The following is a 20,687-nucleotide window of genomic DNA, read 5'->3' as shown; positions in this document are numbered from 1 at the left end:
TAAAGACCCGATGCTAGTCTCATCTTCGTAATATACCCCAGGGGTCTACTAAGATGGCTGCGTTCGGCAGGGCTAATTCAGGTCAGCATTTCCTTAACAAAGAAGAATCCTTCATGTATGACCGCGAAGTGCGGTTCCGCATGGAAGACACGATGAACGCGGCACGCCTCGAATACACCGAAAAGGGTGTCATGAACCTGGCGTCGCGCCGCTGCGACATTATCCGCATCTCGCAGAGCAGCGCGGTTCTCGCAATCCTCACCCAGTACAATCTGCCCAAGCAATTCTATCTGGATATCCCGGATGCCCGCATCAGCAAGGTCGGCTGCGTGCTCATGAAGGTATATCCCAACAACACGGTGGAAGTTCGTTTCCTGCGCCTCCTCACGGAGAAGGAAATGAACAAGATCTTCGTCTACAGCACGCACCCGGCCCATAGAAACCGCGTGCTCGACATCCGCGCCTGATCAAACAAGAACGAAAAGGCCCGCGCGATCGAAACCGCGCGGGCCTTTTCGTTTGTCCGATCTCGTCTTAATGGCGGAACAGAACGCTTGCGCCTTGGTCGGCGGGTCCGGCGGCGTGGCGGAAGGGGGCAAAGAGCTCGCGGCCCATGCCGAACTCGTTGTCCGAGAGATCGGCGACGACAGGCTCGCGTTCTGCCATGTCGGCAGCATCGACAAGCACCTCCAGCGTGCCGGCGATCGCGTCGATGCGGATGATGTCACCCTCCTTGATGCGGGCGATCGGGCCGCCGTCGACGGCTTCCGGCGTCACATGGATGGCGGCGGGAACCTTGCCTGACGCGCCGGACATGCGCCCGTCGGTCAGAAGCGCCACGCGGAAGCCGCGATCCTGCAGCACGCCGAGCGCCGGCGTCAGCTTGTGCAGCTCGGGCATGCCGTTGGCCTTCGGCCCCTGGAAGCGGACGACTGCGACGAAGTCGCGGTTCAGCTTCCCGTCCTTGAAGGCCTGCTGCATCTCCAGCTGGTCGTGGAAGATCACGGCCGGCGCCTCGACGATATGGCGCTCTGCCTTGACCGCGGAAATCTTGATGACTGCCTTGCCGATATTGCCGCGCAGCATCTTCAGGCCGCCATTGGCCTGGAACGGCTTGTCGACACCCGCGAGCACCTTCGGGTCATGGCTCTTGTCCGGCGCCGGCTCGCGCACGACGTTGCCGTCGGCGCCAAGCTTGATGTCGACGGAATAGCGGTCGAGACCCTGGCCATAGACGGTGCGCACGTCGTCGTGCAGCAGCCCCTTCTTCAAAAGTTCCTTGATGAGGAAGCCCATGCCGCCGGCCGCGTGGAAATGGTTCACGTCGGCAAGCCCGTTCGGATAGACGCGGGCAAGCAGCGGGATGATGTCGGACAGCTCGGAAATATCCTGCCAGGTGAGCATGATGCCGGCAGCGCGCGCCATGGCGACGATGTGCATCGTGTGGTTCGTCGAGCCGCCCGTGGCATGCAGGCCGACGACGCCGTTGACGATCGAACGCTCGTCGATCATCTCGCCGGCCGGCGTGAACTCGTTGCCCATGGCGGTGATGGCGAGCGCCCGCTTGGTCGCTTCGCGGGTCAGGGCTTCGCGCAGCGGCGTGCCGGGATTGACGAAGGAGGCGCCGGGCATATGGAAGCCCATGATTTCCATCAGCATCTGGTTCGAATTGGCCGTGCCGTAGAAAGTGCAGGTGCCGGGGCCATGATAGGATTTCGATTCCGCCTCGAGAAGTTCTGCGCGGCCGACCTTGCCCTCGGCATAGAGCTGGCGCACGCGTGACTTCTCGTCGTTCGGCAGGCCCGACGTCATCGGCCCGGCCGGAATGAAGACGGCCGGCAGATGGCCGAAGGAGAGGGCGGCGATGACGAGGCCGGGGACGATCTTGTCGCAGACGCCGAGGAAGACGGCGGCATCAAACATGTTGTGCGACAGGCCCACGGCCGCCGACATGGCGATCAGATCGCGCGAGAAGAGCGAGAGCTCCATGCCCGCCTGACCCTGCGTGACGCCATCGCACATGGCCGGAACGCCGCCGGCGACCTGGGCGATGCCGCCGGCCTGCGCCGCTGCTTCGCGAATGATCGCAGGATAGGTCTCGAAAGGCTGGTGCGCCGAGAGCATGTCGTTATAGGACGTGATGATTCCGAGATTGGGCACGCGGTCTCCCGCCAGCGCCTCTTTCTCGGAGGGGGAACAGATGGCGAAGCCGTGCGCAAGATTGGCGCAGCCGAGTACGGAGCGTTGGGCTCCCTTTGTCGCGGCGTTGCGCAGGCGGTCCAGGTAGCGTTCGCGCGTCGGCTTCGAGCGCTCGACGATGCGTGCGGTAATCGCGGAAATGCGGGCGTCAGCGGCCATGGTCGATCTGCCTCCGTCTGTTTTGCGCGATGTCCCGGAAGATCGGCTTCGATCTGGCTTGGTCGGGGACCCGGCGCGGGGTTAAAACGTCAATGCAATGCCGTTGCGCCCGTGAGGGCGCATGGCGCAGCACATGTTGCTGTGTCTTTCAGGGTTCGATGACGAGGCCTGCCGGCCGTGTCACGGAGCCCAATAAATCTCGACCGGAGAGGCGGCCCGGCGCAGCACGGCGCGGATCGGCATCTCGGTCTCCTCGCCGGCCGCTTCGGCCTTGGCGAGGACATCCTTCTTGCCTTCTCCCTCGATATGGAGCACCAGCAATCGGGCATCCTGAAGACTGGAGAAGGTGAATGTCAGCCGCGGCTCGCCGGCACCTTCCGCTTCCATCGTGATGATGCCGCGCGGGGTGTTCGGATCAAGTGCGGTCTGGAGATTGCTGCCGCCGGGAAAGAAGGAAGCCGTGTGGCCGTCATTGCCCATGCCGAGGATGGCGACATCGAAGGGATGGCCGACAGCCTTGGTCTTTTCCGTGGCGATGGCAGCGGCCTCCTCGACGGAAGCCGCGGCCTGATAGAGCGGAAGGAATCTGGCGGCGGCCGCCTTGTCCTTCAGCAGGTTTTCCTGGACGAGCAGGTGGTTCGAGCGCGGATTGTCAGCCGGCACGAACCGCTCGTCGACCAGGGTGATCGTCACCTTGCCCCAATCGATCGAGCGCGATGACAGCGCCTGGAAGAAGGCCTTCGGCGTGGAGCCGCCGGAGACCGCGATGCTCGCGGAGCCGCGCGCGGCGATGCCGGCCGAGAGGGTCTCGGCCACCTTGTCCGCGAGCTTGCCGGCGAGGTCGGCACCATTGGCGAAAGCATGCATATTCGCTGTCATCGTTATCGTCCCGGATTAGATGTCGTCATGCCATGTGCGGCCGTCGCGCTCGATCAGCGCGATAGCCTGGCTCGGACCCCATGTGCCGGCGGTATAGCCCTGCACCTGCTGTCCGGCTTCTTCCCAACCCTTGAGGATCGGATCGACCCATTCCCACGCCGCTTCCACTTCGTCGCGGCGCATGAACAGCGTCTGGTTGGAGCGGATGACGTCCATCAGCAGGCGCTCATAGGCGTCCGGGTTGCGGACGTTGAAGGCCGATGCAAAGCTCATGTCGAGCGAGACGTTGCGCAGGCGCATGCCGCCCGGGCCTGGATCCTTGATCATCAGCGACTGCTTGACGCCTTCGTCCGGCTGCAGGCGGATGATCAGCTGGTTGGCGACAGTGCGGCCGGCGGCCTGATCGAAGATGTTGTGCGGGATCGGCTTGAAGGTGATGACGATCTCCGACATGCGGCCGGCAAGACGCTTGCCGGTGCGGATGTAGAAGGGAACGCCGGCCCAGCGCCAGTTGCCGATCTCGGCCTTGATGGCGACGAAGGTTTCGGTGTTGGAAACGCCGCCTTCGAGTTCATCGAGGTAGCCCTTGACCGGACCGCCCGAGGATGCGCCGGCGCGGTACTGGCCGCGAACCGTCGCCTGTTCGACGTTGGAAGCGTTGATCGGCTTCAGCGCGCGCAGCACCTTGAGCTTCTCGTCGCGGACGGCTTCGGAATCCATCGAGGAGGGGATTTCCATCGCGGTCAGGCAAAGCAGCTGCAGAATGTGGTTCTGCACCATGTCGCGCAGGGCGCCGGCGGTGTCATAGTAGCCGGCACGGCCTTCGAGGCCGACCGATTCCGCCACCGTGATCTGCACATGGTCGATATGGTTGGCGTTCCACAATGGCTCGTAGAGGGCATTGGCAAAGCGCAGGGCCATCAGGTTCTGCACGGTTTCCTTGCCGAGATAGTGGTCGATGCGGAAGATCTGCTCTTCCTTGAAGACCTTGCCGATCGTGTCGTTGAGCTGCAGCGCGGACGCAAGGTCGCGGCCGATCGGCTTTTCGACGACGATGCGGGTCTGCTTGGTAATCAGCTTGTGGTCGTGGATCTTCTGCGAGATGTCGCCGAAGATGCCCGGAGCGACGGCGAGGTAGAAGGCGCGAACGCGGTCCTTGCCCTCATCCAGGATCTTCTTGAGCTGGTCCCAGCCGGCATCGCTGCGCGCATCGACCGGAACGTAGAACAGGCGCGCCAGGAACTTCTTGACTTCCGGCTCGTCATATTCGCCCTTCTTCAGGTGTTCCTTGAGGGCGGCGTCGGCAAACTTGCGGTATTCCTCGTTCGACAGCGCGCTGCGCGATGCGCCGATGATGCGAGTCGGTTCGGAAAACTGGCCTTCGATCTGGCGATGATAAAGAGCGGGCAGGAGCTTGCGCTCGGCAAGGTCGCCGCTGCCGCCGAAAACGACATAATCAAATGGTTCAACAGGAATGATTTGGCTGCTCATGAGCTATCTCTCAATCGGTCTTGGTTGAGGCCTCTTTTAATCTAATCGATTTAAAAAGGCCAGTGTGCATCGCAAAATTCAGACTCGGCCTTTTAGAGCGGATTGCCGACGGAGGAAATCATCTTCCGGTTTCAGAACCTGTCGCGCAACGCGAACCACGAGAGCGCCAGGAACAGCAGAGGCGCCCGCATGCGCGCACCGCCGGGGAAAGGCGGGATCTTCAGCTCCTTGAAGAGATGAAGTTCGTCCGCATTCCCGAGAACCGTTTTCGCATAGAGTTTACCGCAATAGTTTGACAGCATCACCCCATGGCCGGAATAGCCGCCGATGGAGGTGACGCCCGGCATGACCTCGCGCACGAAAGGTTGCCGCGGCATGGTGATGCCGACGGAGCCACCCCAGGCGTAGTCGATGTTTATCTCGCCCAGATCGGGATAGATCTCGGCGATCTGCCGGCGGATGTGCTGCGTTATGTCGCGTGGATTGTCTGATGTGTACGCTTCGCGGCCGCCGAACAGCAGGCGCCCATCCTTCGATTTGCGGAAATAGCGCACCACGAATCGCGAATCTGCGACGGCTTCGTTGCCGGGAAGTACCGTCGGAAAGCGATCGAGCGGTTCGGTGGCGCCGATGAAGGAGCGGATCGGCATGACGTGGCTCGCTGTCACCGGCTCGAGGTTGCCGATATAGCCGTTGCAGGCGATCAGCACCCGGTCGGCGATGATTTCGCCGCCATCCGTTTCGATCGTGGTCTTGCCGCCCGCCTGCCGAAAGGCCTTCGCCTTCGTCATTTCGAAGAGGGCTGCCCCGGCTTCGGTGGCGACGCGGGCAAGCCCGATGAGCAGCTTCAGCGGATGGATATGGCCGGTGCCCATATCCCTGACACCGTAGAGATAGAATTGCGAACCCAGCCGCTCCCGGGTTTCGTCCTGCTCCATGAATTTCATGTGCGGATAGCCGTAACGGGTCGCCGCTATTTCCGCATTGTCCATGTAGTCGCGCTTGTAGCTGCGCTTGTGCGTGACGTTCATCTGGCCCGGCAGGAAGTCGATGTCGATGCCATGTTCCGAAGCGAAATCGAGAAGGTGGTGCTTGGCAGTCTCGGCCAGGTCGAAAAGCGCCTTCGAGCGCTCGTAGCCGATCTTTTCCTCCATCTCCTCGGGCCACCAGCGCTGGCCCGTGCCGAGTTGCCCGCCATTGCGGCCGGATGCGCCGTCGCCGAAGCGGTTGGCGTCGATCAGAACGACGTCGGCGCCGCCCTTGGCAAGGTTATAGGCGGCCTGAAGGCCGGTATAGCCGCCGCCGACGATCGCGACATCGGCCCGGCGCGAGCCGTCGAGCTTCGGATAGCTCGCACGCGGGCCAACGGTCGCCTGATAGAAGGAAAGGCCCGGCGCAATGGGGCTCTGCCATGTTTCCTGCAATGTCATGGGCGATCCCCTCACACGTTGAGCAGAAGGAATTCCCGCTCCCACGGGCTGATCACCTGCATGAAGGTCTCGAATTCGCCGCGTTTGACGCCGGCATAGATGTCGATGAAGTCCTTGCCGAGGACCTCTTCGAAGGCAGGCTCGTCCTCCAGCAGCGCGATGGCTTCCAGAAGGCCGCGCGGCAGGTCGATCGAGCCTTCGTTGGCCGAGTCCTCGGTCGGTGCCGTCGGCTCCACTTTCTTCATGATGCCGAGCAGGCCGGAGGCAAGCGAGGCGGCAAGCGCGAGGTAGGGATTGGCATCGGAACTCGGCAGCCGGTTCTCGACGCGGCGCGCCTGCGGATCGGAAACGGGCACGCGGAACGCCGTGGTGCGGTTGTCGTAGCCCCAGGCATTGTTGACCGGGCACGACATGTTCGGCGCCAGCCGCCGATAGGAGTTCACATAGGGCGCAAGCATGGCGAGCGCATTCGGCACGTAGCGCTGCATGCCGCCGATGAAATGGAAGAACTCCTGCGATGGGCTCCCGTCCGGATTGGTGAAGACGTTCTTGCCGGTCTCGATATTCACGACGGACTGATGGATATGCATCGCCGAGCCCGCCTGGCTCTGCATCGGCTTGGCCATGAAGGTCGCGTAGATGCCGTGCTTCAGCGCGGCCTCGCGAATGGTGCGCTTGAACATGAACACCTGGTCGGCAAGCTCGATCGGGTCGCCGTGGCGAAGGTTGATTTCAAGCTGGGCCGGACCTTCTTCATGGATCAGCGTGTCGATCTCCAGACCCTGCTTCTCCGAGAAATGGTAGATGTCGTCGATCAGCTCGTCGAACTCGTTGATGCCGGCGATCGAATAGCCCTGACCGCCGAGGATCGAGCGGCCGGAGCGGCCTTTCGGCGGATGCAGCGGGTAGTCTGGGTCGTCATTCTTGGCGACCAGATAAAATTCGATCTCGGGGGCGACCACCGGCTTCCAGCCGCGGTCGCGGTAGAGCCCCATGATCTTCTTCAGCAGGTTGCGCGGTGTATAGGACACCGCATGTCCTTCGGAATTGACGATGTCGCAGATCACCTGCGCCGTCGGATCGGTTTCCCAGGGAACGACGGACAGCGTCGAAAGGTCAGGCACCAGCTTCAGATCGCTGTCGCGCGGTTCGTAGCGGAAGCTTTCGGTCTCCTCCGGATATTCGCCGGAAATCGTGTGGCGATAGATCGCCGAAGGCAGCGCCAGCGATGTGTTGGACGTGAATTTCGAGGTCGGCATCATCTTGCCGCGCGGCACGCCGGCAAGGTCGGGCGTGATGCATTCTATGTCTTCGATCCCGCGCGCCCGCAGCCATTGGGCCGCTTCCTTCCAGTTTGCCACGCCGCGTGCCGATCTCAGACTTGGAGGAACCGTAGGGATTTTCGAGGCAGGCACTGAAGCTTTCAGCGGGGTCTTTCTCGCAGGCATAAAACACCGTATTTGGGTTGATCGGTGATTGCATCATAACCGCAGTTTGCCAATTGGCGAGGGGGAAAACCGCCCGGACTTTCGCCATATGATGGAAAAATGAAGAGAGCGAGCGGTGAAGAATGAAGGGTCCAAGCGTGGCTGCCAGATATGATGTGATCGTCCTCGGCGCGGGCGCGGCAGGCATGATGTGCGCCATCCGCGCCGGCCAGCGCGGACGATCCGTCCTCGTGCTGGATCATGCCGGCGCACCTGGCGAGAAGATCCGCATTTCGGGAGGCGGCCGCTGCAATTTCACCAATGTCAATGCCGGCCCGAAGAACTTCCTGTCCGCCAATCCGCATTTCGCCAAATCGGCGCTTGCCCGCTTTACGCCTCAGGATTTCATCGCCTTGGTCGAACGCCATGGCATCGCCTGGCACGAGAAGACGCTTGGCCAGCTCTTCTGCGACGACAGCGCCAAGGATATCATCCGCATGCTGACGGACGAGATGCGCGCGGCCGGAGCGCAATTGCGATTGCGCACCGAGATCGGTGACATCGAGCAAACCTCCGGCAGCTATCGCATCGGAACGTCCGAAGGCGTCTTTGAGACATCCTCGCTGGTCGTCGCCACCGGCGGCAAGTCGATCCCCAAGATGGGAGCCACCGGATTTGCCTATCGTATTGCCGAGCAGTTCGGATTGCCTGTCGTCGAAACCCGGCCGGGTCTCGTGCCCCTGACGCTCGATCCGCAATTGCTCCAGCGCCTGGCACCGTTGTCGGGCATTGCCGCACCCGCCGAGATCCGCCACGGCAAGACGGCATTCCGCGAAGCCCTGCTCTTTACCCATCGCGGCCTCAGCGGCCCCGCCATCCTGCAGATTTCCTCCTATTGGCGGGAAGGCGAGGACATTACCGTGGTGATCGAGCCCGACGTCGATATCTTCGCGCTTCTCAAGAAAGCCAAGCAGGTAAGTGGCCGGCAATCGGCGCAGACGGCTCTTGCGGAGATCCTGCCGAAGCGGCTGGCGCAGCACCTCGTCGAAAGCGAAGGCATCTCGGGCAACATGGCCGATCAATCCGACAGGCATCTGCAGCGGCTTGCGGCAGCCGTCCAGTCCTGGGCGGTCAAGCCGTCGGGGTCGGAGGGCTATCGGACCGCTGAGGTGACGCTCGGCGGCATCGACACCGCCTGCCTCGATTCCCGTACGATGCAGGCAAAGACCATTCCCGGCCTCTTCTTCATCGGCGAATGCGTCGACGTCACCGGCTGGCTCGGCGGCTACAATTTCCAATGGGCATGGGCATCCGGCCACGTTGCCGGCGAAGCGGCCTGAGCCTCAATTTCGAGGCCATGCCGGCACTGCGACAAAATGGAACCTGCCCCTTGGTTCTCGCGTTTTCCTTTCCTACATCTTTAGTGAATACATTGGCAGTTGCCGAAAGTACCGTTTGCCGGTTATCGTGTCAGTGCGAAAATGGGAATATACTCATGAACAGAACACAGCGTCGCGCTCGCGCCATTGCAATCGCTCAGACCCAGGACAACGCCAAGCTCTTGGCGGCAAGGCTATTGATGTTGGCGACCGGCGTTACCGCCGCCTGCATTGCCTATCTCGCCATCCGCGGCTTCTGATCTTCAGCCGCTTTTATGCTCCGGGCCGTCGCAGGACGACGGCTGTTGTTCGCGCACAAATATAGATTTTGGCGCCTGCTTTTCAGCGTTTGATTGTATGCTGCAGGCCACACAACACCCTTATCTGAAAATTAATTAATCACACGGACAATCCCAGCCGATTTATTGGGGCGCTCTACTGCAAGATAGAGCCGAAGCAATGATTGCTTCCTGACATCACTCGGGAACCCCGCCTGCGGATATTTCAAGAACGATGGTTATACATCCGGTCAGCGCCTAGGTGGCGCCGACGGGGAGCGGTGTGTGAGAGGTTTGAGCCACTATGTTCATTGATAAGATATTGTCGCGTTTCAACATCAAGACGAAGGTTCTGATATTCGTCCTGCCGTTCGTCATCAGTATTTCCGCCGTAGGTCTCACCGGGCTTTATGCGTCGGGTCTGCTTCAGGGGCGCATGGAGATTTCCAACAGCGTCCTGCAGTCTCTGACCGGCTTCAAGAATCTTTATGGCTCGATGGACGACTTCCTGCGCATCACCAACGAGCAGCAGCGCGACAAGCTTTATCAGGACATCAAGTCTCAGCAGAGCGTGCTCAATTCGACGCTCGGCCAGCTTGGCCAGGAGGCCGAGGGTCGCGACAACCTGACCGAGGCTGCCGCCAAGACCGCCGACATGTCCAACCTCGTCGGCAGGCTGTGGTCGCTGCATGACCAGGAACTCTCGGTGCGCAAGACGATCGACGACGCGCAGCGCGCGTTGATCAGCGCCCGCTTCAACGTCAACTTCAACAGCCAGCAGCTGGAAGACCAGATGCGCCAGGATCAGGCCGATGCGACCTCGACGCTGCGCTCGGCCGATCGCCTGCTGAAGGGCGGCGACCTGCTGGTTGCCGTCGCCGAGGATTTCAACAAGGCGGCCACGCCGGCAGACAAGGTCAAGCTCCTGAAGGACCGCTTGACGGATCTGAACAGGGCGCAGCGCTCCATCGACCTCGCACTGCCGCAGAATCAAAAGAGCGTCGTTCAGTCGCTCGTGAGCACGATCAAGGATCTCTCCGCCTTCACCGAAAGCACCGACGTCCCGACGGACGACACCGTTGCCAATATCAGCCGGTTGCTTTCGCGCTTTCGCCAGACCTCGACCTATACGCAGCTGACGGCGACGCAGATGATGCGTCAGGCCACCACGAGCTTCGTATCGCTCGACGCCCGCGTCGCGCAGACCAATTCGGTCCTGCAGGACACACGCCGGCTGGAAGACTCGATCTACTCGCTGCAGCTCGTGCTCGCCGATTTCAACGCGAATACCAATAAGGACAACCTCGTCCGCCTGCGCCAGGAAATCTCGAAGCTTGCCGGCGATATCGACACGCTGAACCAGAGCGCCAAGAGCATGGATTTCGCCAACGATATCGATGCCGCCATCCGCCCGGCGATCAAATCCATGGACGATGCCGGCGGCAAGCTGGTCGACACCATCACGCAGCGTATCGGCGAATATGCGAGCGCCCGCCAGCAGCTCGATCAGGTCTGGGGCCAGCTCACCGCCTTTGCCGAAACGCAGAAGCAGAGCGCGGGTAGCGAACGCAACCAGGCGAACTCCATATCCATCCTGGCAACGGCTCTCGGCATCATCCTCTCGGTTGCCGGCGGCATCGCGCTCGTCCTGACCCTGCAGCGCCCGATCGGCCAGATCACCGCCGCCATGCGGCGCATCGCCGATGGCATGCTGGAGACGGCGATCTCCGGCGAACAGCGCCATGACGAAATCGGCGACATGGCCCGCGCCCTCGGCATCTTCAAGGAAAACGCCATTTCGAAGATCCGCATCGAGGAGCAGAGCGACGAAGAGCGTGCCGCGGCCGAACACGAGCGCCAGCGCAACGATGCCGAAAAGCGCGAGCTCGACCGCCAGATCGACTACGCGGTGAGCGAGCTCGCTGCCGGCCTCGAGCGCCTTGCTCAGGGCGATATTTCCGCGACCATCGAGACGCCCTTCATCGGCCGTCTCGAGCAGCTGCGCCAGGACTTCAACAGTTCGCTGTCGCGCCTGCAGCAGACGCTGAGCCAGGTCCGCAGCAATGTCGAGCTGATCCAGAGCAACGGCAATCAGATGGCGGCCTCCGCCGAGAACCTGTCGAAGCGCACCGAGCAGCAGGCGGCGTCGCTGGAGCAGACCGCCGCCGCCGTCGACGAGATCACCGTCACCGTTCGGTCTTCCGCGGAACGTGCCAAGGATGCGGATGCCATCGTGCGCGAAGCCAAGCGCAGCGCCGATGACAGTTCCGTCGTCGTCGGCAACGCCATCGATGCGATGACCCGCATCGAGGACGCTTCCCGCAAGATCGAGCAGATCATCGGCGTCATCGACGAGATCGCTTTCCAGACCAACCTCCTGGCGCTCAATGCCGGGATCGAGGCCGCCCGCGCCGGCGATGCCGGCAAGGGCTTCGCGGTCGTCGCCATGGAAGTGCGCGAGCTTGCGCAGCGCTCCGCCGCTGCGGCGAAGGAAATCAAGGGGCTGATCAACAAGTCGACGCAGGAGGTCAATTCCGGCTCGCAGTTCGTCCAGGAGGCCGGTTCGGTGCTCGCGCAGATCAGCGGCCAGATCGTCACCATCAGCCAGCATGTGGAAATGATCGCGCGCGCCAGCCACGACCAGGCCAGCGCCCTGCAGGAGGTCAATTCCTCGGTCAATCACATGGACCAGATGACGCAGCAGAACGCCGGCATGGTGGAAGAGACCACGGCGGCAAGCCGCGAACTTGCCGGCGAGGCCGACGCCCTGTTGCATCTCATCCAGCAGTTCAAGATCGAGGCCGGATACAGCGCCGGCTATATGCGGGAACAGGCAGCCTGATCGCTGCCATCGTCGTGATCGCAGGCGAACCGGCCGGTCTCCGGCCGGTTCGCCTTTTTCATGGCTGCGCGGCGAAGGCGTAAGCGGGCGACCATCCGCCCGAGCCAATGGAAGAAGAGCAGGGGATCTCGCGCGTAGTCGAGGTAGAACAGATCCTCGTTGCGGCGCCATTGTTCTTCGCGCGCCAGGCTTTGCAGTTCAATGGCCTTGGCCAAAGCAATACCGTCCATCATGAGATGTCTCCGTGTTTTGAGGCATCTCTTCAACTACACATGGGAATTTGCTTTATAAACAGCCGTTTTCGCCCTATGTTTTTCAACTATGAAAAACACGGCATGGGATTCCTACCAGCTCTTTCTTGATGTCGCCCGCGGTGGCGGCTTGACCGGCGCAGTCGCGTCGAGCGGCCTCAGTCCCGCCACGATCGGCCGGCGCATGCTGGAACTGGAAAAGCAGGTCGGCCGGCCGCTTTTCGAGCGCAGCCAGGCTGGTTACGCACTGACGGGCGATGGCCAGGCGCTGTTCGACCAGCTGCTGGAGATGGAAGCCGCCGCCCGCAAGGTCGATAGCTGGCAGCGCGATGCGCAGGGCACATCCATCGTCCGCATCGCCGCCGGCACATGGGTCGGCTGGCTGCTGAGCCAGAACATGCCGACGATCTGTTCGGAGCGCGACGGATTCCGCATCGATCTGCACCTTGGCGAGCGCCGGGCCAGCCTTGCCCATCGCGAGAGCGACATCGGCATCCGCGCCTTCGAGCCAGAGGAGAGCAATCTCGCGGCCATCAAGACCGGCGATGTCGCCTATGCCGCCTATCAGGCCCGCAACATGCGCTTTGCCGGCCCCCAGCGCTGGATCGCGGTGGCGGAGGAGGAGGCGATTTCGGCCTATCTGCGCTGGCCGCATCAGAACCGCCGGGAGGAGATCGCCTTCACCGTCAGCCGCCCGCGTTCGCTGCACGATCTGGTGCTCGCCGGGGCGGGCACTGCCGTTCTGCCCTGTTTCGTCGGCGACCAGGAACCGAGGCTGGAGCGGGTCGGCGAGGAGATCGCGGCATTGCGCCATCGGCAATGGATCGTCATGAACAATGCCGACCGTCACCGCAGGGAAATTCGCACCGTGGTCGACCGCATGGCCAAGCTGTTGAAAAGCCACTCCGAGCTGTTTGCCGGCAAGCGCCCGACCTATCTGTGAGAAACGGGCGGCGATCGGCCGCCGGTTTGCTTGTGCTCAGCGCGCCGCGTCACCCCAGCGATATTCGACGGTTGCGTCGTCCAGCTTCGCCTTCAGCTCGGGATCGAGCTTGAGATCGATTGCCGCGAGCGTGTCGGTCAGCTGATCCGGCCGGCTGGCGCCGATGATGGCGGAGGTGATGACCGGATTGGCCGCCACCCAGGAGACGGCGAGCTTGGTGAGCGACTGGCCGGCCTCCTCGGCGATACCACGCAATTTCTCGATCGTCGCGAATTCGCGTTCATGCCAATAGCGCTGCAGATAGTTGGTCCCGGCGCTGCGCAGCTGCGCGCTGAAGCGGCCCTCCGTCGGCGCGACATCGTGCTTGTGCTTGCCGGTGAGAAGACCGCCGGCGATCGGGTTGTAGGGAATGACGGCGATGCGCTGTTCTTCGGCAAGCGGTAGCAGTTCGCGCTCGATCTGGCGGAACAGGAGGTTGTAGCGCGGCTGCACCGAGACGAAGCGGGCGGTGCGCAGGACGTCGGCGCGGCCGAGCGCCAATGCCAGCCGGTAGGCCAGGAAGTTCGACACGCCGACATAGCGGGCCTTGCCCGAGCGCACGATGACGTCGAGCGCCTCCAGCGTCTCGTCGATCGGCGTTTCGCGATCGTCCGAATGCAGCTGATAAAGGTCGACATAGTCGGTGCCGAGACGCCGCAGCGACGCGTCGATGGCATCGAGAAGGTGCTTGCGCGATGCGCCTTGGTCCCAGGAGGAGGGGCCGACCTTGCCGACGGCCTTGGTCGCGACGATGAAGCGGTCACGCTTGCCCTTCAGCCAGCGGCCGACGATCTCTTCGGTGCGGCCGGCAAGCTGCTCGCCGCCGCCGAGCGGATAGACGTCGGCCGTGTCGATGAAATTGACGCCGGCATCGGTCGCCTTGTCGAGAATCGCATGGGCTATGTCTTCCTGCTCGATCTGCAGGCCGAACGTCATTGTACCCAGGCACAGGCGCGAGACGCTGAGACCGGTATTGCCGAATTTTTGATACTGCATGATGCACCCTTCAACGATGGATTGGGTTTGCCCGCTGGGCGGGGCTGCGAAACGGGCATGAGACTATTCTTGGAGTGAGACGCCGCGATGTTAGCAAAGCTGGTTTGCGCATTCACGCGGGAAGCGGGGCTGGAGTTCACAATCGCGTGCGAACGGTCGGCGTGGCTGTTTGTCGTGCGCTCCACCGTTTCTCCGTAAATCCGCCAAAGCTCATGATGGCTTGCTTTTTCCCCCTTGTGGCCGTCCGATTTCCTTTCTAGTCTAACGGGAAAAACAGAGGGTTGGGTGTCGCCTGGATACCCCTGAACAAAACAGGAGAGACTATGAAGTCCATGTTCGCACGGCTTGCAGCAACGGCTTTCGCGGTCGTTTCGCTGGCGGCGGCCGCTCAGGCAGAAGACAAAGTCGTCAATATCTACAACTGGTCTGATTATATCGACAATTCGATCCTGGACGATTTCACCAAGGAAACCGGCATCAAGGTCGTCTACGATACGTTCGACCAGAACGAGACCCTGGAAACGAAGCTGCTTGCGGGCAAGACCGGCTACGACGTCGTGGTTCCGACGGCCTACTTCCTGCAGCGCCAGATCAAGGCCGGCGTCTTCCAGAAGCTCGACAAGTCCAAGCTGCCGAACCTCTCCAACATGTGGGATACGGTGCAGCAGCGCATCGCAACCTACGATCCCGGCAACCAGTACGCCATCGACTATATGTGGGGCACCAGCGGCGTCGGCTATAATATCGACAAGGTAAAGCAGATTCTCGGCACGGACGAGGCGCCGGATATCAACGTGATCTTCGATCCGGCGCTAGCCGCCAAGTTCAAGGATTGCGGCATCTACGTGCTCGACTCGCCGACCGACGTCATTCCGGCAGCCTTGCGCTATCTGGGTCTCGATCCGAACTCGACCAAGCCGGAGGACTTCAAGAAGGCTGAGGATCTCCTGACCGCGATCCGCCCCTTCGTTCGCAAGTTCCACTCCTCCGAATATATCAATGCGCTCGCCAACGGCGATATCTGCATCGCCTTCGGCTATTCCGGCGACGTTCTGCAGGCGCGCAACCGTGCAACCGAAGCCAAGAACGGCGTGAACATCGGCTACTCGATCCCCTCCAAGGGCGCGCAGATGTGGTTCGACGTCATGGCGATCCCGGCGGATGCGCCGCATGTCGAAGAGGCGCATATCTTCCTCAACTACATCATGAGACCCGAAGTTATCGCCAAGGCCAGCGACTTCACGGCCTATGCCAACGGCAACAAGGCGTCGCAGCAGTTCGTGAGCAAGGACGTGCTCGACGATCCGGCCGTCTATCCGACCGACGCGGTCCGCGAGAAGCTGTTCACGCTGACTCCCTGGGATCCGAAAACGCAGCGCGTGGCAACGCGCTTGTGGACAAAGGTCACAACTGGCCAATAAGTTGAGATGGCCCGGACGGCAACGTCCGGGCCTTTCCTTAAGAGGATAATGCAGGAATCACGAGCGCGCCGGGATGGGGAAGAGCCGGCGCGATGCGCGCCCACCCGGGCATCCATTTGGGGATAGATTATGAAGTCACTCGGTAATATCCGGCGTTCCTTTGCTCCTTGGACCGATCCTTCGGCCAAGCCTTACATTTCCTTCAAGAATGTTACGAAGAAGTTCGGTGATTTCACCGCTGTCGACGACCTCTCCCTGAATATCTACAACCGCGAGTTCTTCGCGCTTCTGGGCGCGTCGGGTTGCGGCAAGTCCACGCTTCTGCGCATGCTGGCGGGCTTCGAGCAGCCGACGACGGGCGAGATCGTGCTGGACGGCCAGGATCTTGCCGGCACGCCGCCCTATCGCCGCCCCGTCAACATGATGTTCCAGTCCTATGCGCTCTTTCCGCATATGTCGGTGGAGAAGAACATAGCCTTCGGCCTGCGCCAGGACGGCATGGCGAAGAACGAGATCGCCGATCGCGTCACGCAGATGCTGAAGCTCGTCAAGCTGGAGCAGTTTGCGAGGCGCAAGCCCAATCAGCTCTCCGGCGGCCAGCGCCAGCGCGTGGCCTTGGCCCGCTCCATCGCAAAGCGCCCGAAGGTGCTGCTGCTCGACGAGCCGCTCGGCGCGCTCGACAAGAAACTGCGCGAGGAAACCCAGTTCGAGCTCATGGACCTGCAGCAGAGCCTGGGCCTGACGTTCGTCGTCGTTACCCATGACCAGGAAGAAGCGATGACCATGGCCGACCGCATCGCGGTCATGAGCCACGGCAAGGTGGTGCAGGTGGCAACGCCGGCCGAAATCTACGAGGCGCCCAACTGCCGCTTCGTCGCCGATTTCATCGGCGACGTGAACATCCTCGACGGCAACGTCACCTCGGCGCAATCGGGCATCGTCGAGATATCGGTCGATTCCGGCTTTACGGTGCGCACCGCTTCGGGCGACGCGCCGTCCGAGGGAAGCCGCGCCAGCCTTGCCATCCGTCCGGAAAAGCTGCGGGTAACGCCGCGTCCGCCCGCCAACGCGTCCCTCAATGCCGCCGAAGGCGAGATCTGGGACATCGCCTATCTCGGCGACATGACGGTTTTCCACGTCAAGCTGAAGAGCGGGCAGGTGGTCAAGGCCTCGTCGCTGAACGCCGTGCGCGCCGTGGAAGAGCCTTTCACCTACGACCAGAACGTCTGGGTCTCCTTCGACGAAAATGCCGGCGTGTTGCTGAAGGATTGACCATGAGAGCGCTCGGTTCCTCCATCTATCAGCGCCTCGTCATCATCGTTCCCTATGCCTGGTTGCTGATCTTCTTTCTCGCGCCGTTCCTCATCGTCTTCCGCATCTCGCTGTCGACGAAGGCCATGTCGGTGCCGCCCTATGATCCGTCCTTCGCCTGGAGCGACAGCTTCGGCGACTGGTGGGACAAACTGCAAGCGATGTCGTTCGACAATTACGTATGGTTGACCGGCGATCCGCTCTACATGAATGCCTATCTGCAGAGCCTGCAGATCGCCGGGATTTCGACGCTGCTGACGCTGATCATCGCCTATCCCATCGCCTACGGCATGGCGCAGGCGCCGCGCACGATCCGGCCCACCTTGCTGATGCTGGTCATCCTGCCGTTCTGGACGAGCTTCCTGATCCGCGTCTATTCCTGGATGTCGATCCTCAGCACGACGGGCCTGCTGAACCAGCTGCTGATGGCGCTCGGCATCATCCACGAGCCGCTGGTCATCCTCAATACCAATACGGCGGTCTATATCGGCATGGTCTATTCCTATCTGCCCTTCATGGTGCTGCCGCTCTATTCGGCGCTGGAGAAGATGGACGGCACGCTGATCGAGGCGGCGCAGGATCTCGGCTGCACGCCGATCGGCGCTTTCTGGCGCGTCACCTTTCCGCTCTCCATACCGGGTGTGGTTGCCGGCTGCATGCTGGTCTTCATCCCCGCCGTCGGCGAATTCGTCATTCCGGATCTGCTCGGCGGTTCGGAAACCTTGATGATCGGCAAGGTGCTCTGGACGGAATTCTACAGCAATACCGACTGGCCGCTGGCCTCGGCGGTGGCGACCATCCTCCTTCTGGTGCTGGTGGTGCCCATCGTGTTCTTCCAGCATTTCCAGGCCAAGGCCGACGAGAAGGGGAGATAGTCGATGATCCGCTGGTCCCGTTTCAACATCGTCTCGGTCACGCTCGGTTTGGCCTTCCTCTACCTGCCGATCCTGCTGCTGGTCATCTACTCCTTCAACAGGTCGCGGCTGGTCACCGTCTGGGGCGGTTTCTCGACGCAATGGTACGTGCATCTTTTCAGCAACGACACCATGCTGAGCGCTGCCTGGCTGACGGTCCGCATCGCGCTCCTGTCGGCGACCATCGCCACGGTGCTCGGCACCATGGCGGCCCTGACCCTCGTGCGCTACACGCGTTTCCGAGGCCGCATCCTGTTTTCCGGCATGATCTATGCGCCGCTCGTCATGCCTGACGTCATCACCGGCCTGTCGCTGCTGCTGCTCTTCGTCACGTCGGGCGTCGATCGCGGTTTCTGGACGATCGTCATGGCGCACACGACGCTGACCATGTGCTTCGTCGCCGTCGTCGTGCAGTCGCGCCTGCTGACCTTCGACCGCTCGATCGAGGAGGCGGCGCTGGATCTCGGTGCTCCGCCGGTGCGGACTTTCTTCGAGGTGACGCTGCCGATCATCGCGCCGGCCGTATTTTCGGGCTGGGTGCTGGCTTTGACCTTGTCGCTCGACGATCTGGTGATTGCGACCTTCGCGTCCGGCGCCGGCGCCAAGACGCTGCCGATGCTGATCTACAGCCAGGTCAAGCTCGGCGTCACGCCGGAGATCAATGCCATCTGCACCATCCTGATCGGCGTCGTCGCCATTGGCGTCATCTGTGCGTCCATCGTGACGAAACGCCGCGAAGTCCAGCGCCAGAGGGACGAACAGGCGGCCGCCGCGGCCTGAGGCGCGGCGGTCCGGACTGTAAGCCCCGGAAGATCATTGCTCCGGCAATGGCTGTATCGGCTTCTGCAACAGCGTCGCGACCGGCGAGACGACCGGGTTAGGCCAGCTGCCCCCGATGAAGAAGGGCAGCATCGGCAGTTCGTCGGCGTCGGAGGGCGAGGTCGCTTCGATTGCGCCCGAGAGCGCCAGGCCATTGGTGCGGAAGGGAACGACGCCATTGAAGGTAATCGTTTCGTTCTGTCCCGCGATCGAGGCATTCTTCACCTCGGCTGACCCCTTCGCAAAGCTTGCGTCGACATTGATGCTGTCGAAATCGAAGGATGCGTCGGCGACATCGCTCATCCGGAAAAACGCCTTCTCGGCCGCCAGCGTCCGGAAGGCGGAGATGTCGAACTGGCGCAGCGACCCCGCCGTCGACGCGAAGTGCAGCGTACCGGCCACGTCGCTGAGCGTGGCGACCCAGATCGGCTTGGAGGTGCTGAGCGCCAGGTCCAGCGACCCTGACGACGGCATCGGCAGCGGGCCTGTCAGCTTCAATCGGGTAAAGAGCCCGCCGAAATCGGCGTTTCGGATGGAAATCTGCAATTTGCCGCCGCCGTCGAAATCACCCGGGGCGACCTCCAGATGTGCGGTCAGCGAACCGTTTTCGAAGCCGCTGTCGCCGATGTCGAACTTCGCCTTGCCGCCCGCCACCAGCAGGCTGGCGCCGATATTCTCGAACTGGAAGGGGCCGAGCGCCGCCTTGTTCGAGGACAGGCGCATGTCGAGGTCGAGCCGCTGCAGCGGATTGCCGTTCAAAAGCGCATCGATCGCGGTTTCGGCCGCAAGACGCATGGAAAAGGCGGCCAGGAACGGATTGAGGTTCATCTGGTCGAAGGCAAGCGTACCGGAGATCTTGGGCTTGCCGGCCGCCGTGTAATTGAGATCCATGACCCCCGAAGCAGCGGAATCGTTGACGTTGAAATTGAGGTTGTTGAAGCGCAGGCCGTTGTCGATCGCGGCGATGTCGGCGCTGAGCGAAACATTCTTCAGCGCATCGGCCGCCGGCAGGCGTTGCCCGCTCCAGGCCAGGAAGGCGGGCACATTCGGCACGCTGAGCTCCAGATTGCCCGAAAGCGCCGAAAAATCCGATATGCTGGTCGTTCCGGCATAGGTCCAGTTGATCAGCGACGAGGCGAAGCTGGTTTTCGCGTCCACGCTCTTGCCGGCGAAGAAGAGCAGCGGTTGAGCGGAGTCGAAATTGAGCTTGATGTCCTGGCCGTTGAAGCGCGCAAGAATGACGGCGGCCATCGGTCGCGACAGCCGCGGCCAGGAGATGTCCGCATTGATGCCGTTGAGCTTGTAGACATCGCCGCTGCGGTCGTCGGTCATCTCGATGCTGCCGTCCTCGATGGTCAGCATGCCGATGGCGGCGTCCTGGTCCTTCCGCATCGTTATGCCTTGGCCGGAGGAGGTCTCGGCCTGCGCGATCGCCTTGGAGAGGCGGCCTTCGTTCGTCCAGTCGATCAGGCCGTTCTCGTCGCGGCGGATATAGAGGATCGGACGCAGGAAATGGAACTCATGAAACCGGGCATGTCCGCGGATGGCCGACAGCAATGAGAAATCCGCCGAGAGACTGTCGACATGGCCGAGGACCTTGCCGTTTTTCGTCGGCTCGCGGATGGTCACCTGATTGAGCGTGACGCGCGCCGTCGGCCAGAATTCCAGCGTCGGATCGCCCTCGATCTGGGCACGATAGCCCGTCCATTCCGAGAGCGCCTTTTCGATGCCGGAACGCACAAGCCCGCTGGAAATGAGGAAAGGCGCGGTCGCTCTGAAGACAGCGAACACGATAAGGATCGTGAGAAGAATGATGCCGGTCGTGCGGGCGACGGCTGGCAGCCAACGCGAGGCCGATCGCATCGTCAACCGCCACTTATTGTTTTTCGAAGCTCTCATGATCCCGTGG

General features: G+C 62.0%; 17 protein-coding genes. 9 read left to right on the top strand and 8 right to left on the bottom strand.

Features of this window, described 5'->3' with window-relative positions; genetic code table 11:
- Positions 1 to 113: 113 nt before the first annotated feature.
- Positions 114 to 467, top strand: coding sequence for a hypothetical protein (locus GR212_RS01370; RefSeq protein WP_163984665.1), 354 nt, complete (start codon positions 114 to 116; stop codon positions 465 to 467).
- Positions 468 to 534: 67 nt separating this feature from the next.
- Here the strand turns inward: GR212_RS01370 and edd are convergent, their stop codons facing one another.
- The 5 genes from edd to GR212_RS01345 form a co-directional block, all read right to left on the bottom strand.
- Positions 535 to 2,358 (bottom strand): phosphogluconate dehydratase, encoded by a 1,824-nt coding sequence (gene edd / locus GR212_RS01365; protein ID WP_163984664.1) that lies wholly within the window; start codon positions 2,356 to 2,358, stop codon positions 535 to 537.
- A gap of 180 nt (positions 2,359 to 2,538) precedes the next feature.
- Positions 2,539 to 3,237, bottom strand: a complete 699-nt coding sequence (gene pgl, locus GR212_RS01360) for a 6-phosphogluconolactonase (protein WP_163984663.1) — start codon at positions 3,235 to 3,237, stop codon at positions 2,539 to 2,541.
- A gap of 15 nt (positions 3,238 to 3,252) precedes the next feature.
- Positions 3,253 to 4,728, bottom strand: coding sequence for a glucose-6-phosphate dehydrogenase (zwf, locus tag GR212_RS01355; RefSeq protein ID WP_163984662.1), 1,476 nt, complete (start codon positions 4,726 to 4,728; stop codon positions 3,253 to 3,255).
- 131 nt (positions 4,729 to 4,859) lie between these two features.
- Positions 4,860 to 6,158, bottom strand: coding sequence for an NAD(P)/FAD-dependent oxidoreductase (locus tag GR212_RS01350; RefSeq protein ID WP_163984661.1), 1,299 nt, complete (start codon positions 6,156 to 6,158; stop codon positions 4,860 to 4,862).
- Between the two features lie 11 nt (positions 6,159 to 6,169).
- Complete coding sequence (locus GR212_RS01345; protein WP_163984660.1) at positions 6,170 to 7,606, bottom strand: glutamine synthetase family protein; 1,437 nt, start codon at positions 7,604 to 7,606, stop codon at positions 6,170 to 6,172.
- A gap of 137 nt (positions 7,607 to 7,743) precedes the next feature.
- Here GR212_RS01345 and GR212_RS01340 point away from each other — a divergent pair, with 137 nt between their 5' ends.
- The 3 genes from GR212_RS01340 to GR212_RS01335 all read left to right on the top strand — a co-directional run bounded on the left by GR212_RS01340 (position 7,744) and on the right by GR212_RS01335 (position 12,084).
- Complete coding sequence (locus GR212_RS01340) at positions 7,744 to 8,925, top strand: NAD(P)/FAD-dependent oxidoreductase (protein ID WP_348643426.1); 1,182 nt, start codon at positions 7,744 to 7,746, stop codon at positions 8,923 to 8,925.
- Between the two features lie 155 nt (positions 8,926 to 9,080).
- A complete protein-coding gene (locus GR212_RS36765; protein ID WP_204326221.1) occupies positions 9,081 to 9,224 on the top strand; it encodes a hypothetical protein in 144 nt (47 codons plus the stop codon).
- 322 nt (positions 9,225 to 9,546) lie between these two features.
- On the top strand, positions 9,547 to 12,084 hold the full coding sequence (locus GR212_RS01335; RefSeq protein ID WP_163984658.1) for a methyl-accepting chemotaxis protein: 2,538 nt from the start codon (positions 9,547 to 9,549) through the stop codon (positions 12,082 to 12,084).
- Here GR212_RS01335 and GR212_RS01330 read toward each other — a convergent pair.
- Positions 12,060 to 12,317, bottom strand: a complete 258-nt coding sequence (locus tag GR212_RS01330; protein WP_163984657.1) for a hypothetical protein — start codon at positions 12,315 to 12,317, stop codon at positions 12,060 to 12,062. The two genes, GR212_RS01335 and GR212_RS01330, sit on opposite strands and share 25 nt — an antisense overlap.
- A gap of 88 nt (positions 12,318 to 12,405) precedes the next feature.
- Here GR212_RS01330 and GR212_RS01325 point away from each other — a divergent pair, with 88 nt between their 5' ends.
- Entirely contained in the window at positions 12,406 to 13,278 is an 873-nt protein-coding gene (locus tag GR212_RS01325; RefSeq protein ID WP_163984656.1) for a LysR family transcriptional regulator, read from the top strand.
- Between the two features lie 36 nt (positions 13,279 to 13,314).
- Here the strand turns inward: GR212_RS01325 and GR212_RS01320 are convergent, their stop codons facing one another.
- Positions 13,315 to 14,313: an aldo/keto reductase gene (locus GR212_RS01320; RefSeq protein ID WP_163984655.1), complete on the bottom strand. Its 999-nt coding sequence runs from the start codon at positions 14,311 to 14,313 to the stop codon at positions 13,315 to 13,317.
- A gap of 323 nt (positions 14,314 to 14,636) precedes the next feature.
- Here GR212_RS01320 and GR212_RS01315 point away from each other — a divergent pair, with 323 nt between their 5' ends.
- The 4 genes from GR212_RS01315 to GR212_RS01300 all read left to right on the top strand — a co-directional run bounded on the left by GR212_RS01315 (position 14,637) and on the right by GR212_RS01300 (position 18,739).
- On the top strand, positions 14,637 to 15,734 hold the full coding sequence (locus tag GR212_RS01315) for a polyamine ABC transporter substrate-binding protein (RefSeq protein ID WP_163984654.1): 1,098 nt from the start codon (positions 14,637 to 14,639) through the stop codon (positions 15,732 to 15,734).
- A 129-nt stretch (positions 15,735 to 15,863) separates the two neighbouring features.
- Positions 15,864 to 17,006 carry an ABC transporter ATP-binding protein gene (locus GR212_RS01310; protein WP_163984653.1) on the top strand — a complete coding sequence of 381 codons (1,143 nt, stop codon included), beginning with the start codon at positions 15,864 to 15,866 and terminating at the stop codon, positions 17,004 to 17,006.
- A 2-nt stretch (positions 17,007 to 17,008) separates the two neighbouring features.
- Complete coding sequence (locus GR212_RS01305; protein ID WP_163984652.1) at positions 17,009 to 17,920, top strand: ABC transporter permease subunit; 912 nt, start codon at positions 17,009 to 17,011, stop codon at positions 17,918 to 17,920.
- A gap of 3 nt (positions 17,921 to 17,923) precedes the next feature.
- Positions 17,924 to 18,739, top strand: a complete 816-nt coding sequence (locus tag GR212_RS01300) for an ABC transporter permease subunit (protein WP_163984651.1) — start codon at positions 17,924 to 17,926, stop codon at positions 18,737 to 18,739.
- 33 nt (positions 18,740 to 18,772) lie between these two features.
- Here GR212_RS01300 and GR212_RS01295 read toward each other — a convergent pair whose 3' ends face one another.
- Positions 18,773 to 20,677 (bottom strand): AsmA family protein, encoded by a 1,905-nt coding sequence (locus tag GR212_RS01295; protein ID WP_163984650.1) that lies wholly within the window; start codon positions 20,675 to 20,677, stop codon positions 18,773 to 18,775.
- Between the last annotated feature and the right edge of the window lie 10 nt (positions 20,678 to 20,687).

It is taken from the genome of Martinezella lusitana (assembly GCF_010668395.1).
GTDB lineage: Bacteria > Pseudomonadota > Alphaproteobacteria > Rhizobiales > Rhizobiaceae > Rhizobium > Rhizobium lusitanum_A.
The sequence above is the reverse complement of the archived record's forward strand: the minus strand, read 5'-3'. Positions and strand labels throughout refer to the sequence as shown.